The sequence below is a fragment of the Lactobacillus paragasseri genome (assembly GCF_003584685.1).
Taxonomy (GTDB): domain Bacteria; phylum Bacillota; class Bacilli; order Lactobacillales; family Lactobacillaceae; genus Lactobacillus; species Lactobacillus paragasseri.
This window is the reverse complement of record NZ_AP018549.1, coordinates 43072-60267: the sequence shown is the minus strand read 5'-3', so window position 1 is coordinate 60267 and position 17196 is coordinate 43072. Positions and strand designations below refer to the sequence as shown.

Below are 17196 nucleotides of genomic sequence, written 5' to 3'. Positions count from 1 at the left end.
ATATTTAATTTTAAAAATTATTTATCATCTTTCTTGCGTCTCTTTGCTCCAATTAAGCTAGTCATACCGATTGCTGCTGCAACAGCTCCCAAAATTGAAGCTGCTTCATTATGATCTGCACCAGTTTGAGGTAGAACTTCTTTCTTATTATTAGTCTTCTTCTCTACAGGCTTTTGTGGAGTTGGAACACTAACATTTTGCTTAACTGATTGTTCAGGTCTAGATACCTTTTCTGCTGGAGCTTCTGGCTCTTTAGCTGGGGTTTCTGGAGCAGGAACAACTGGATCTGGCGTCTTAGCTTTTTCTTTTAGTTTCAAAGCAACAGTAAATTGTTGTGTTGTATTGTCATCATCGTCGAAGTACTTAGTTACGCCATCGCCATCAAATGCATTGTAAACAACTTCGTAACCAGCCTCTTCTAATTGCTTAATTACTTCAGCAGATGAGTACAACTTATTGATGTCTTCACCTGGACGACCACTTAGAATACCAGAAGTCTTGATGAGTTTACCAGTATTAACATCGATAAAGTTAACTACAGCTTTTTGTGAATTTGGAGTTGCTGGAACTTCATTATCCTTGTAAACAACTGGAGTGTCCTTAGTTGGATCAACCGGAGTCACTGAAGTCTTATCTGGAGTTTTACCTGTAATAGCTGGTACTGGTTCATCTGGAACAACCTTAGTTGGATCAGTTGGATCGTTAGTGTAGCTTGGAGTTGGTACATTTGGAATTGGGGTGCCATTTGGATCAACTGGCACGATCTTACCAACCTTATGGTAGACAACAGTTACTTCTGCAAGAGGAGTATCTGGTGTTACCGTCTTTCCGCCAGCAGACTTAACTTCGGCAACATAACCTGGAATTACTGGAACATCAACCAAAGTAAATGTGTGGCTTGATTCATCCGGTACACCATTAGTGATCTTAAACTCATGAGTTTGAGTATTTGGATCTCTAAGTGGAGTGTTACCATTGTCACCATCTACAAAGTGAACAATTTGTTTGCCTTCAACAGTTGTTACTTTATCAAGAGTCTTAACTGGGTTATATGGCACTGGAGTGTCCTTACCTGGATCTTCTGGAGTTACTGTTGGTGTACTTGGTGTCATATCTGGTACTTTTGGAACTGGTTGATCTGGCACTACCTTAGTTGGGTCTGTTGGATCCGTTGGATAAGTTGGAGTTGGTACGTTTGAAATTGGGGTGCCACTTGGATCAGTTGGAATGATCTTACCGTTTTGACTATAGTTTACAGTCACAATCTTGTTCAAATCATCTGGAGTAACAACTGTTCCACCAGCGTTACGCTTGTCTGCGTGGTAACCATCAATTACTGGAGTATCCTTGTAACCAAATGTGTGACTAGTTACGTTCCATGAACCACCATCAATGACTTTTCCAGTTACCTTATCAACCACCATATTTCTAGTGAAGTCAAATGTTTGTACATCGTCGCTAGGTGTCTTGTCGCCTGCACCAACATAGTGAATAGTTTGAGTTCCTGTTCTCTTTACACTATTTTCATCAGTGCCTTCTGGCCACTTAGGACCGTCTGGATCGTTAGGGTTGATTGGTTCACCTGGCTTACCTGGGTTTTCAGGAGTTACTGGTACTGTACCGTGTTTCAATACAACAACAAATCTTTGAGTAGTGTTGTCATCATTGTCAAATGTAGCATCTGCTGGGAAACCATCATTTACAAGTACGTAACCCTTATTTTCAAGACTTGCAATAGTTGCCTTAGTTGAGTAGTCGATCTTGTCGCCTGCTTTACCAGTCAAATTGCCTGAGTTAGTAATTTCAGCGTTACCATTATCAGCATCAACGTAGCTAACAATAGCTGCTTGATCCTTAGCTGGAACTATTGGGTTATATGGTACTGGGGTATCCTTACCTGGATCTTCTGGAGTTACTGTTGGTGTACTTGGTGTCATGCCTGGGATATCAGGTACTGGTTCATTTGGTACTACCTTGGTTGGGTCTGTTGGATCTGTTGGGTAAGTTGGGGTTGATACGTTCGGAATTGGGTTGCCACTTGGATCAGTTGGGATGATCTTGCCGTTTGGTTTATAAGTTACTGTTACTTCAATATCATCTTGAGTTACAGCAGTAGCAGGAACTTCTCTCTTATCTGCGTGGTAACCATCAATTACTGGAGTATTTACTTGATCGTAAACAGTCTTTTCACCCTTAGCGATTGACCAATCAGTAGTATATTGACCATTTTCAACAACCTTACCAGTTACTGTGTCAACAGTTAAAGTTCTGGTCCACTTAGAGTTTTGAACATTATCAGCTGGAGTCTTATCGCCCGCACCTACATAATGAACTTTTTCTTTAACAGTCTTTTCGTATTGACTTGGATCAATACCTTCATGTGGATTATCTGGGTTAACTGGAACTTGACCGTGAATGAAGTCTACATAAAATACTTGATTCTTACTGTCATCATTATCAAATACAGCACCTGCTGGGAAGCCATCATTCTTAAGAACGTAGCCTTGGCTAATTAATTCCTTAATTTGGTCAGCAGTTGAGTAGTTGATTTCTGAACCGCTCTTACCAGTCAAGTCACCAGAAGTTGCTAATTGCTTGTTAGTTCCATCTTGTACATCACGATAGATAACTTGCGCAACTTGATCCTTAGCTGGAACTACTGGGGTATCCTTACCTGGATCTTCTGGAGTTACTGTTGGTGTGCTTGGTGTCATGCCTGGGATATCAGGTACTGGTTCGTCTGGCACTACCTTAGTTGGGTCTGTTGGATCCGTTGGGTAAGTTGGAGTTGGCACATTCGGAATTGGGTTGCCACTTGGATCAGTTGGAATGATCTTGCCGTTTGGCTTGTAAGTTACTACTACCTTCTTGTTCAAGTCATCTGGCGTTACCACAGAACCACCAGCGTTACGCTTATCTGCGTGGTAACCATCAATTACTGGAGTATCCTTGTAACCAAATGTGTGGCTAGTTACATTCCATTCACCTGAATCAATGATCTTACCAGTTACCTTGTCAACCAACATCTTCTTAGTGAAGTCGAATGTTTGTACATCGTCACTAGGTGTCTTATCTCCTGCACCCTCATAATGAATAGTCTGAGTTCCTGTTCTCTTTACACTATTTTCATCAGTGCCTTCTGGCCACTTAGGACCGTCTGGATCGTTAGGGTTGATTGGTTCACCTGGTTTACCTGGATTTTCAGGTGTTACTGGAACAGTATCGTGTTCTACAAGAATGGTAATTGTCTTGGCACCTTTAGCTACTTCAGATGGAACATCTTCACCACCATCAACTAACTTGTAGCCCTTGTTAATAAGTTCAGTAATTACAGCACTCTTATCATAAGTAAAGCTAGTACCAACTTCTTGTTCACCACTTTCCTTACCGTATTGTGGTAAGTCAACATTATCAGTCAAGTCATGAACTCTTACAGTAATTGAACCCTTTTCAACTACTGGAGCTGGTTTATCAGCTAAAGTAATTACAATTGAACTGTTGTTACTGTTTTGAGTTACTGTTTCACCTGCAACAACACCAGTAGTCTGATCTACATTTGCAGTAGTATTATTTTCTTTAATACCAACAATTTGGTACTTAGAAGTGTCAATTGACTTAGTTGCGTCAAAGTTTGCACTTTCTGGAGTCCAGTTAATTTGACCCTTTCCAGTGATCTTGCCGTTATTATCAACAGTTACGTATTCACCAGTTACTAAGTCAAGATAACCACTACCTGTAAACTTAACTTCTTGATGTACCGGAGCTTCTGCTTGGCTACCATCTGCGTAAACATAAGTTACATCACGCGTTACAGTCTTAGCTAACTCTTGTGGTACATAGTTATCTGGGTACTTGTGTGGGTCATCTGGGTTAGTTGGATTTACTGGTTCACCTGGTTTACCTGGATTTTCAGGTGTTACCGGAGTAGTAGCGTGTACTAAGTGCACTTCAAATGCATTCTTACCATCAGTAAATACTTCTTCGCCATCTTTAAAGTTATTAGATACTAAATTGTATCCCTTAGCTTCCCAGTTCTTGATGCTACCAGCAGTAGTGTAATTAATCTTTTGACCAACATTACCTGAGAAGTTTGCACTTTCAATAGTTTGACCAGTAGTATCGTCGATGTAGTTAATTGAGCCTTGAGCAGCTACTGGAACATCTGGATTCCTAGTCAAAGTAATTACAATATTACCGTTTTGATTATTTGGAGTTACTGTTTCAGTACCTACAGCACCTGTTTGACCATCAACACTAGCTGTTGAATTACTTTGGTTAATGCTTGAAATGTAGTAACCATCGTGATCAATTGCTGGAACTGCTTCAAATTCTTGACTGTCATGGTTCCAAGTAATCTTACCGTTTTGACTAGTAATGTTACCATCTTTATCAACAGTTACTAAGTTACCAGTTACTAAGTCAATAGTACCTTTACCAGTAAATGTTAATTCTTGCTTAACTGGTTCATGTGCTTGTGTACCATCTGCATACTTATATTCAACTGTACGAGTAATCGTCTTTTGCAAGTCTGTCTTACTCAAGTTTGGATTACTTGGAGTTGGTGTATCTGGGTGGTCTGGATCTACTGGCTTGTTTGGATCTGCTGGGTTTTCTGGAGTTACTGGACGAGTTCCGTGTTTGAAGACAACTTTGTAAACTTGACCGTTGTTTTCAGTAGTAAATTCATCCCCTGCTTGACCAGTAAAGCCATCAGTTACAAGAACATAGCCTTTATTTTCAAAGTCAGTAATTGAACTTGCAGTACTGTAGTCGATCTTGCCGCCGATATTACCGTTTACTGCATCTGATTTAATTACGCTATTATTGTTATCTTGATCAATATATTGAACTGTCAAACCAGCCTTTACTGGATCCTTAGTATAAGGAACTGGAGTATCCTTAGTTGGATCTTCTGGTGTTACTGTTGGAGTTGATGGGGTCATTCCTGGAACGTCTGGAACTGGTTCATTTGGAATTACCTTAGTTGGATCGGTTGGATCATTTGGATAACTTGGAGTTGGTACATTTGGAATTGGAGTCTTGCCATCTGGACCTACTGGAATAATCTTACCAACCTTGTGGTAAACAATAGTAATTTCCTTTTTTGGATCGGTTGGCGTACCAGTTTGACCTTCATAAGTCTTCTTCTCTGCAACATAACCATTAATTACTGGAGCAGTCGCATTGTCATACTTATGACTATCTGCATTCCATTTATCAGACTTACCATCGTAAGTAAAGACGAAAGTACTGTTAGTGTTGTCTTCCATCAACTTAACGTTATTGTTATCACCATCAACATAGTGAACAACTTGCTTACCAACTACAGTTTGATCAGCTTGAACATCTGGAGCGTAAGTAACCACTACATGAACATCATTTGAGTTAGGATTTACAGTTAATGCATCTACACTACCATCAGTATTAGCGTTCTTTGTTGAAACTACGTGATAGCCATCAACATTCTTAACTGCAACACTTGCAAATTCATCAGAAGTCTTGTTCCAAGTAATTTGACCACGTTGGTTAACAATGTTGCCATCCTTATCAACAGTTACTAAGTTACCAGTTACTAAGTCAATAGTACCTTTACCTGTGAAAGTTGTTGTTTGTGGTGCTTCGCTAACATCATGACCTGAACCATCAGTAAAGTTGTAAGTGAAGTCGCGAGTTACTGTCTTTTGAAGATCTTCCTTACTCAAGTTTGGATTACTTGGAGTTGGTGTATCTGGGTGGTCTGGATCTACCGGCTTGTTTGGATCTGCTGGGTTTTCTGGAGTTACTGGACGAGTTCCGTGTTTGAAGACAACTTTGTAAACTTGACCGTTGTTTTCAGTAGTAAATTCATCCCCTGCTTGACCAGTAAAGCCATCAGTTACAAGAACATAGCCTTTATTTTCAAAGTCAGTAATTGAACTTGCAGTACTGTAGTCGATCTTGCCGCCGATATTACCGTTTACTGCATCTGACTTAATTACGCTATTATTGTTATCTTGATCAATATATTGAACTGTTAAACCAGCCTTTACTGGATCCTTAGTGTAAGGAATTGGCGTATCCTTAGTTGGATCTTCAGGTGTTATATGAGTTGGATCAACAGGAGTATAACCTGGAACGTCTGGAACTGGTTCGTTTGGAATTACCTTAGTTGGATCGGTTGGATCATTTGGATAACTTGGAGTTGGTGCATCTGGAATTGGAGTCTTGCCATCTGGACCTACTGGTACAAGCTTACCAACTTTGTTGTAAACAACAGTATCTTCTAAGTTTTGTTGTACCTTAGTTTGACCTGCAACAACAGTAGTTACAGTTGCACCGTTATTTGTAGTCTTTCTAGCAACATAACCTTCAACTACTGGAACAGTAAAGTTGCTGTATTGATCATTTGCATCTTGTAAAGTCCAGTTAGTGTCGTATTTACCACCATTTACAATTTGGTTAGTTACAGCATCAACAGTAACTGTACGAGTCCAAGTTGAAGTTTGTTGTTGGTCAGGACTTAAGGTCTTGCCTTCGCTATCTTGGTAGTAAAGTGTTGAAGTGTATACCTTCTTGACTTGATCTGGATCAACACCGTGCTTATCAGGAGTATCAGGACCTACTGGAATTTGATTGTGAGCTAAGTGAACCACAATAGTAGCACCATCAGCTGGAATAGTAGTTGGAAGAGTGCCATCAGTAGTTACGTAGTAGTAGCCCTTAGCTTCATATCCTTGAACTACTCTATTAATATCAGCTTGAGTGTATCCAGTATCTGTACCAACTTCCTTCTTATTGCCGTTAGTATCTGAACTCCAACTCTCTAAATCTTGACCAGTTGTATCATCATGATAAATAACCTTTACAGTTGCATATTGTAGATCTTCTGGTTCTTCATCCCTAGTATAAACAACTTTAGTTGGCTCAGTAGGATCTACTGGCGTTACCTTAGCAGTATTAGTAGTAGTGTTTGGAGTTACCCCTTCTGGTTGGTCAGGTGAAATTGTCCAGCCACTTGGTACTTTTGGACTCTCTTCGTCTGGGGTCACCTTAGTTGGATCACTCGGATCATTCTTATAGTCAACCGGAGTAGTTCCTGGAATTTGGTTACCATTTTCATCAACTGGGATAATGTTGCTGATCTTTCTGTAAGTTATAGTATCTTCAACATTCAAATCATTTGGAGTTGCAGTCCTGTTGCCATAAGTTACCTTATCTGCAACGTAGCCATTAATTACCTTAACGTTCTTTTGACCATCATCAAAAGTGTAACTTTCCTTGTTCCAAGTACCTGGATCAACAACTTGACCAGTTACAGTATCAATAATTGGAGTACGCGTGAACTTAAAGTCACCTGCATTACCATATACATCATCAGCTGCTTTAGTACCATCTGCATATTGGAAGTGAATAGTTTCAGTTGGTACAAGAGTTTCAGTAGTACCATTCTTACGTCCATGCTTAAATGAAACAATGTAAGTCTTGCCATTGTTATCTTCATTAATTGTAGTTTGAGTAGTGTAACCATCGTGGTCAAGGACGTATCCTTTGCTTTCCCAAAGCTTAATTTGATCAGCAGTTGAGTACGTTACAGAATCACCAATTTTACCAGAAACAGTATCCTGATGAAGAATTGCATTATTGTTATCTTCATCAATGTAATGAATTTGGAATGAACCTTGTTGAGCATTCTTGCTGTAAGTTACAGTTACATTGATTGGTTCAGAATTGTAAGCAACAGTTGTAGCTTGAACTACCGGGGTATCAACGCTATCGTATCCAACTTCACTAGGAGTCTTAGAAGTTACTGCAGGTAAATTAGCGTCAGTTGACTTCCAGGCAAAGTCGCCAGCATCTGGAGTAATATCAACAGAACCATCACCGTTAATTTCGTAACCAAGTAATTTATCGTTTACCTTATCAACGATAGCAGTACGAGTGAAGTGAGCAGTCTGAGTGTATGTACTCTTACCATCTGGAGCACCGTTAACTGCAGCACCAGTCGTATCTACATAGTTGATAGTTCTAGTAACATCTTTGTTTAAGTCATCGTGGGTTAAACCATGACCTGGCTTGTCAGGAGTTACTGGAGTAGTGTCGTGATCGTAGAAGACATTAACTGTAACATCTTGTGGATCAGTTATACTTGGAGCATCAGCAGCAACAGTTGAAGCGTCCTTACCATCTTCAAAGTGAGGAGTCTTCTTGTAACCCTTAGCAGTTTCATCTGGTGAAACTTGAGCTACCCATCCATTGTTATCAATAGTCCAGTCATTATTTAAAGTGTAACTATGACCATCTTCAGAAACACTACCGTAACCAATTACGTTACCTTTTTCGTCCTTAATTCGTGTACGAGATAAAGTAGCTGTTTGTTTTACGGCATCTGAAACTGGTTGTTTAGTTTCATTATCAAGATAGTTAATTACACGTGTAACGCTCGTAGTTTCCTTGGTACCAGTATATGTTTTTTGGCTTAAAGTATATGGTACATAGACATCTTCATTAGTTGTCTTGCCAGTGATAGTTGAAACATCCGGAGCATTCTTCTCATCAACAGATTTTACACCAGTTGTCCAAGTATCATCGCCCTTCTTGATGCTTGCATCTGGAGTAACTTGAGCAAACTTACCATCGTTATCTGTAGTCCAAGCAATTGATGGTTGCTTCTTGTTGTCAGTATCAACTACATAAGTAGTATTGCCCTGAGCATCTTTACCATCAGCCTTAGCATTTACCATTTGACCAGTTACCACATCAACATATGCAGTACCAGTGTAGTTTACAGTTTGAACAGTTGATTCTTTTAATTCCGCACCATTTTGATCATTTTCGACATAGTGAATAGTACGAGTTGCTGACTTAGTAAGGTCGTCTTTAGAAACTTTACTGTTTGATGGAACATTTGGAGTATCAGGAGTTACTGGAACTACTTTATGAGTTAAGTAGACTACAAATGTCTTGCCGTCTTTACCAAATTTACCGAAATCAACATCACTAAATGTGTCACCAGATAAAACAGTTACATTAGTATCATCAGGAGTACCATCGGTTACATTAACAAACTTGTATCCTTGATCTTCTAATGACTTTACAGTACTTGCTCCATCTTTAAAGTTAACATCATCATTTTCTTTACCAGTTGCAGTTTGATCAGCAATATTAGTGATGTATGACTTAGTTGTATCGTCGTAGAACTTAAGAGTATTTGTTACTTCTTTTGCCTTCTTGTAAACAACTACAGTTTCGTAGTTGTCAGGTAAAATTGCACTAAGTCCGTTTTGTTTATAGTTATTTGATAACTCACCATTTTGAACAAGATCTTCTTTGTACTGCAATTTAGCAGTTACAGAAGTTCCATCTGCTCCCTCAGTGATTCCAGGAACATTTGAAGATTTAATAGAAGCAGTGTAACCATCCTCAACTGGAGAAACAACTGTAGCATATGGATCAGTAACGGTATTACCTTGAGCATCAGCATAAACCCAACCAGAGTCTTCACTTACACTTTGTGCATTCTTAATATACTCTAAAGTTTGATCAGCATTATGTGTTAAAGCATATTTTTGAATTTCTTCAATCTTGTCATCGGTGATATCAAGAGTAAGTTTACGAGTCAAATTAAGGTTTTGTGTTTTAACAATTTGATTACCATTTTCATCAAGTACTGGAGTACCGTCTTCGTAAACATATTTAATGGTATTGGTATGGCTGCCAACCACTTCCATTTGGGTCTTGTGTGGGAACCAGATTTGTTGACTAGCACGTTGAGTAGAAATACCGTAGTATGGTGCATCCTTACCAGTTAATGGGGTACCATCATAATTGTGAACTTGGTTAGCTCTAATTCCACTTGTTAAGTCGGTACCTTTAATTGATACATCAGGGTTTGCCTGATTATTCCAAATATCTTTAGTTTGGAATCCGCTCATTGGAATATTAACGCCATTAACGTTTAACCAAATTTGCTTAGAACCATCAGACTTAATTTTTTGATAAACAACGTAATCAGTACCATCTACACTAAATACACCTTTACTACCACTCATATAAATTAAGTTAGCAGTATATTGGTTCGATGTTGTATTGATCATATCTCCACCAATTGGCATCCAGCCAGTAGTTGGACCACCACTTGAGTAACGCTGTAAGTTAAGCATTAATGGATCATGGATATCAATTCTAGTGTTAGATGTACCTAATGGGAATGAAATTAATTCAGCATAGAAGTTAGTGTTGTCATCACGGATATCTACAATTGCACCAGTTTTGGAGGTAAAAGCAGCATTGGTATTAGAATTTTGTGAGTCTAACGAAACAACATCATCATAATTATTGTTGCCACGACCTTCAAGAATAACTCTAAATGTTGCAAATTGACCAACAGTGATGTTACCGCCTTCGTTTACACCAATATAGTTATAGCCACTAAAGCTACCTGAAGCGCCAACAGTATTACCAAGTGCGTTAGTAGTAGTCTTTCCAACAGAATGGAAATAAGTTACAGCGTGATCATCAATATTAATATTACTATTAGCAGCTAAATCAAGGGCAACACCACGGCCCTTGTTTTCAAAGTGAACGTTTGCACTATCACCAACGTTAAAATTAGAGTTATTACCTAAAATAACACCATCACGTCCAGTGAAGTTCAAAGTTGAATACTGACCTAAATTAATTTGACCTGATCCATCGCCACGATCACGAGCGCTATAGCCGCCAAAAACATCAGTATCAGTAACATAAGGTCTCATACCAGTCATGGCAATACCTTGACCGATACTCGTATTTAATGTAACAACTGACTTATAACCAGTAGTGAGGTTACCATTACCCACAGCGAAAATACCTGCATTGTGATAACGAGCAGTAGTATTTAAATCGTTGTTAGTATTCATATTAATAGTCAACTGACCGCCGTCAGCAACGTTAACTGTACCATTATTTGCTAAATGAATACCATCACCGATTGCTGAACGATTAATAGTCAAGTTAGCATCAGCTGCTACATTAACCTTAGAACCACTAAAGTTTGCATAATTCCAACCTTTAACTGTCCAACCATTTTGATTACTGCTACCACTTGCCCAACTTGTACCTTGTGTTCCAATCGTACCAGTACTTGTTTGATCTTTTAAAGCTGCATTAGCTGCATCAACTGTTGCACCTTTAATAAGTGAGTTATTTTCACTGACATTAGAAGTAACATTACCCTTAATGTTAACAGTACCATTACCAGAAACAGCACCATTGATAGTAATATCTTGAAGAGTTAAGTTACCAGAGTTATTAAGAGATTTTTGACCTAAGTTAAGGACAGCAGCATCATTAATACCAACAATCGCAAAAGTATTGGTAATTGCTAAATCAACGTTAGAAGCATCAATACTTCTATCGATGTTAACACCAGCTACTCCACTATTAATTGCTTGTTGAAGTGCACTTGCACTAGTTACAAGTTTGTAATTATTGTTCTTAGCCTGAGTATTAGTAGTAGCTGAACTTGCACGTGGAGTTGCAGCCAATGCTTTACTTTCACTCAATGCTGAGGCTGAAAATAATGCTGCAGTTGAAGATTGATTAGTATTGAAAGTCGTAGTGTTTACTGAAGTAGTTTTATCAGTACTAGTAGTTGATGCTGACTTAACTGAGTTAGCAGTATCAGTTGTTGCTTTAGTAGTTGCAACTTTAGATTCTACCTTTTGCGCATCAGTAGTTTTATTTTCAGTTGACTTACTATCACTACTTTCCTGAGTTGCATCAGTGTTAGCCTTGTTTTCAGTACTCTTATCTGCTACTGCATCAACTTTATTATCTTCAATTGCTTTAGTAGTATCTGACGTCTTATTCTCAGTTGCATCAGCAGTTGATGCAGTCTTGTCTTCACTAGAGGTTTCTGCAAATGTACCTTCATTTTTAGACGCACTAAAAGAAGCTACCTTGCTATCTTGACCCTCCATCGTAGTATCAGTAGTTTTGCTTGACTTATTTTGATCTTCAGAAACAACTTGGTTATAAGCTTTTTGCTTATTTTGTTCATCATTTTTTGATGTTACATCAGTTGTGCCTTTTTCAGTATCAGTTGTTGCATCGGCACGTACAGTTTGAACATTTTGCATGCTCAATATAGCTGTACCAACCAATACAGAAGCTGCACCAACAGAAAACTTACGGATTGAAAAACGTTCTTGTTTATCATCCATTTTTCTTAAACGTTCTTGGTAGTTATTCTTAGATAACATCCCTCTTTACCTCCGTTTAATATCATATAATCACACATTTTGGTCATACTATTTAAATGTTAGTGTTATTATAACAAATATTTTTTATTCCAAAAATAGGTCAAGTGGTTATTTAATTCAATATATGGTCTATTATAACGAGCGTTTTTATAGGATTTAGCTGGTTTTTATTCAAAAAAGTGTGTTTATTTTATGAATAATATCCGAATTTTATATGTTGTTTTTACATAATAAAGTAATAAAAAATGTTCATTTGTTATTTTATCTTTTATAAAGTAATTTTTACTCGTAGTTATATTTTCACAATAAAAAACGCCATTTCTATATGTATACAGAAATAGCGCTTTTGTTTATATTTTTATATAACAAAAAATCTATACTAAATTTGTTATATAACTACTTAAGCCAAGAAAACATAGCTTTCAACCCGGTATCTTTTTTCTCAGATTTCTTCTCTTCTTCAGCCGATTTTAATGGCTTTTCTTCTACTTTTTCCTTCTTTTCTTGCTCATCTTTATTTTCAATCGGTTTCTTTGTTTTTAAATTTTTATGTTTTTGTTCAGCCTTTTTCTTAGCTTTTAATTCACTCCATTCGCTAAATGTGTAATATTTAACTCGTGTATCTTCTCCTGCATCTCCTACCGTAATCACTTCTTGTTCTGGTACATAATTCAAAATTCTAGGTACACCTTGTTTTGGTAATACCTTTGTTGCATCTTCTGGATCAGTTACATATGATGGTTGCTCAACACCAACTAACGAATTGTCTTTTGCATCCACTGGTACTATACGTCCATTAGCTTGATAAACTACAGAAAAATTAAGATCAGCTTTTTTAACTTCTTTTGCTTCAATAATATTCTTATCAGCATGATAGCCATCAATTACCGGCGTTTTTACTGCAGCATAGTGATTCTTATCAACTTTCCAAGCTGTTGTATATTTACCATTGTCTATTAATTCACTGGTATTTTCATCGGCTGTTAATGTTCTAGTCCATCGTGCAGCTTGCAAACGAGCCGTTGGTGTTTGCTCTCCTGCTCCCTGATATTTGACTGTTTCCTTAACTGGCACACTATACATCGTTGGCTTGATCGGGCGATATGGGTGTTCACTATTCACTGGAATATAACGGGGCTTCAAGGTATAAGTTACCTTGGTATCGGAAAATGGATCATTAACCGAAATTGTATTGTTAACCGGAGCATATCCTTGTACTTCTGGAACTTCCTCGGTAAAAAGTACCCGTACTGGATCATATGGATCATTAATATATGGTGATCGCATGGCATTTTTTATTTCATTTCCATGTTCATCAATTGGGATCATTTTTCCAACTGGCGCATAAGTAACAGTCGCCATCAAGTCTGTTTCTGTAACTGGATGTTCGCCAATTAAGCCAATATCAGCGCAAAAGCCCTTAATAACTGGCGTAGGGGTTGCTTCAAAGATATCTTTATCAGCTAACCATTTTGTCGTGTACATTCCATTATCAATGATTTCTCTACTTACTTCGTCATAGGTTACTGTTCTTGTCCAGGTAACTGTCTGTTCTGCGTCAGCAGGAGTCAACGCGCCAGCACCTTGATAATGAACGCGAGCTGTCACAATTCTTCTATAATATGCTGGACTTACTTCCTTTTTAGGATGCTTCTCATCAACGGCAATATATTTATGAACTAATAAGTATGGAACCTCATAATCTCGCCCCGGATCTTCAATTTTTACCTCTTTAATTGGCTTTAAGACGACATTTTCAAGCTCTAATTTAGGGAGAATTGCTTTCGTTGGATCAATAGAATTAGTAATTAATTGCTTCTTATCTATTTCAGAAAGCTTATTATGATTTGCATCAACTGGAATCAAATAACCATTTGCATAATACTTAACTTCTTCACTTATGTCTTTTTCTATTACGGGACAAGCTACTACTTCTTTAGTTTTAGTATGATATCCTGCAACAACGGGAACGGCCACTGAAGGATATGTTTCTGTGCTTTGCCACTGACTAGTGTATTCGCCTGGGATAATTTTTTTAGTAACCATGTCCATTGTTAGACTACGTTTTAAGACAGCAGTTTGAACTATATCATCTAACTGTTGACCGTTTAAACCTGAAAAGGTAATTCGGCGATGTACTTCTTTTTCATAAAGACGATGGTCAATTTCGGAAGAAAGATGATCAGAATTAACGGCTTGCTTTTTATGTCTTAAAGCAATAATAAAGGTTTGAATGTAATCTCTACTATTTCCAAAGACAGGCTTCTGGTCATTAGAATCAAAGTCATTAGTAACGACTTCATATCCTTTATCTGTCAGTTCTTTCAAAATTTCTGTCGTACTGTAAGAAATTTCTTTGCCGGGTTTACCTTTTAATTTGCCAGAGCTAGCTAATTCTTGATTACTATCATCAATATCAATAAACTTGATTTCAGCCTTCTGCCTTCTAGCATTTTTCTTATTAGGCAAATAAGTAACGACATACTCATGCTTAGGTTTTTGAACTGTAACAGCTTCTCCGCCAATTACCGCTTTATCTGGCGTGTAATCTAAAACGGCAGGAGTAGCAACTAAAGGCAAATAATACTTTTCTGGTTGCCAGGCACTAAGTGAAACTTTCTGCTTAGTAACTTTGTCGTAAATAATTTTCCTATTAAAAGTGACTTCAACTACATTGTCAGGAATATCTTTTTCAAGGCCTGTATAATGAACTACTTGCTTTCCTTTAAGTTGTACATCATTTAATTGACAATCATATTTTAGATTCTTAGCAGTTACTTCTTCTTGACCATGTTTAAAAGTGAGCTTGTATTCTTGAGAAGTTTCATCAAAAAAATGTACTTCATTATTTGGATCAAACGAATTATTAATCAATACATAACCAGCAGCTGTTAGCTTTTGGACTTCTTCTGCTGTATGATAGTTAATTCTTTCTCCTGCTTTTCCATTCAATTCTTCTGAACTTGCCAATTCAGCTGAATTATTATCTAAATCTATATATTTCACAACAACTGACATTACTTATTCCCTCATCTGTTTTGACTGATTTTTAATAATATTTTAGCAGCTTTACTTCCAATTCTTTTTTCTAACCATTATCATAAGGCACCCTATAATGATACGCAAAAGAAAATCTATTTTTAACTGCAATTATCGTTTCACATGAAACATCTTTAAAATAAGTTTCAAAAAAATTCGATTTTGTGTTTTTATTAACAAAGTCAAGTGTATAATAAAAGACGGTCATACTATTAATTTTGACGGAGGTTGAATTTATGACAAAGATTTTTGCTTACGCTATTCGTAAAGATGAAGAACCTTTCTTAAACGAATGGAAAGATGCTCACAAGGATGTTGAAGTTGAATACACTGACAAGCTTTTGACTCCTGAAACTGCTAAGTTAGCTAAGGGTGCTGACGGTGTTGTTGTTTACCAACAATTAGACTACACTCCTGAAACTCTTCAAGCTTTAGCTGATGCTGGCGTAACTAAGATGTCATTACGTAACGTTGGTGTTGACAACATTGACATGGACGAAGCTAAGGAATTAGGCTTTGAAATCACTAACGTTCCTGTATACTCTCCTGACGCAATTGCTGAACATGCTGCAATCCAAGCTGCTCGTGTACTACGTCAAGACAAGCGTATGGATGAAAAGATGGCTAAGCGCGACTTACGCTGGGCACCTACTATTGGTCGTGAAGTTCGTGACCAAGTTGTTGGTGTTGTTGGTACTGGTCACATTGGTCAAGTATTTATGAGAATTATGGAAGGTTTCGGCGCAAAGGTTATTGCTTACGATATCTTCAAGAACCCAGAACTTGAAAAGAAGGGTTACTACGTTGACTCACTTGATGACTTATACAAGCAAGCTGATGTAATTTCACTTCACGTACCAGATGTTCCAGCTAACGTTCACATGATCAACGACAAGTCAATCGCTGAAATGAAAGATGGCGTTGTAATTGTAAACTGCTCACGTGGTCCACTTGTTGACACTGATGCTGTTATCCGTGGTTTAGACTCAGGTAAGATCTTTGGTTTCGTAATGGACACTTACGAAGGCGAAGTTGGCGTATTTAACAAGGATTGGGAAGGCAAAGAATTCCCAGATGCTCGTTTAGCTGACTTAATTGATCGTCCAAATGTTTTAGTAACTCCACATACTGCTTTCTACACTACTCACGCAGTACGTAACATGGTTGTTAAGGCATTTGACAACAACTTGAAGTTAATCAACGGTGAAAAGCCTGATTCACCAGTTGCTTTAGACAAGAACAAGTTCTAAAGATCAAATTATTTATAATTAGAAAAGATCTTGAGATTTTTCTCAAGGTCTTTTTTCTACCCAAAGGATTTTGATATGAAATTACTTCTAACTGGGGACAGCATTATTGCCCGCTCTGAAAACCACTCAATTCCAGAACTCAATTTTCAGCTACAAAAAATTCTTTCTTGTGATATTTATAACACTGCAATATCAGGAATTAATTCTGGCGGTCTTGCCCTTTCCCTACCTAGCCTGGTCTTTAATCAGCCTAAGTGTAATTATCTAATTATTTTAGTTGGCACTAATGACTTAGCAACGCATAAGCAAGTCCCTCTTCGTCAATTTGAAAAAAATTTAGATTTAATTGCTTCAAGCATTATTTGGCTTTATTATCCAGAAAAAGTTATCTTTATCACACCACCAGCAGTTGATGAAAATAAACAAAGAGTAAGAAGCAACCGCTTAGTTATGGAATACAGCAATATAGTTAAAAAAGTAGCTAGCGAATATAAATTTTCTGTTATTGATCTTGCCAGTAAAATGCAAGAAAATATAAACTTTCCCGAAATTTTCAACGGAAAAAAGAATGATGGTCTTCACTTCGGCGTCAATGGTTATAAGTTACTAGCCAATCTAATTGTTAAAAAAATAAATCAAATTTCCAATTGACTTCTGGCTCAGATTCGAGTAAAGTTTAGCTAATT

General features: G+C 37.6%; 4 protein-coding genes. 2 read left to right on the top strand and 2 right to left on the bottom strand.

The window, feature by feature from the left end; genetic code table 11:
* Window positions 1-17: 17 nt before the first annotated feature.
* Together LpgJCM5343_RS00225 and LpgJCM5343_RS00220 are read right to left on the bottom strand one after the other, a co-directional pair.
* Window positions 18-12221, bottom strand: coding sequence for a mucin-binding protein (locus tag LpgJCM5343_RS00225; RefSeq protein ID WP_113576173.1), 12204 nt, complete (start codon window positions 12219-12221; stop codon window positions 18-20).
* Between the two features lie 396 nt (window positions 12222-12617).
* Window positions 12618-15239 (bottom strand): mucin-binding protein, encoded by a 2622-nt coding sequence (locus LpgJCM5343_RS00220; RefSeq protein ID WP_101890886.1) that lies wholly within the window; start codon window positions 15237-15239, stop codon window positions 12618-12620.
* A 257-nt stretch (window positions 15240-15496) separates the two neighbouring features.
* On the opposite strand from LpgJCM5343_RS00220, the gene LpgJCM5343_RS00215 reads away from it, so the two are divergent.
* Window positions 15497-16510, top strand: a complete 1014-nt coding sequence (locus LpgJCM5343_RS00215) for a D-2-hydroxyacid dehydrogenase (RefSeq protein ID WP_101890885.1) — start codon at window positions 15497-15499, stop codon at window positions 16508-16510.
* A 75-nt stretch (window positions 16511-16585) separates the two neighbouring features.
* Window positions 16586-17161, top strand: a complete 576-nt coding sequence (locus tag LpgJCM5343_RS00210; protein WP_101890884.1) for an SGNH/GDSL hydrolase family protein — start codon at window positions 16586-16588, stop codon at window positions 17159-17161.
* The last annotated feature ends 35 nt before the right edge of the window (window positions 17162-17196 follow it).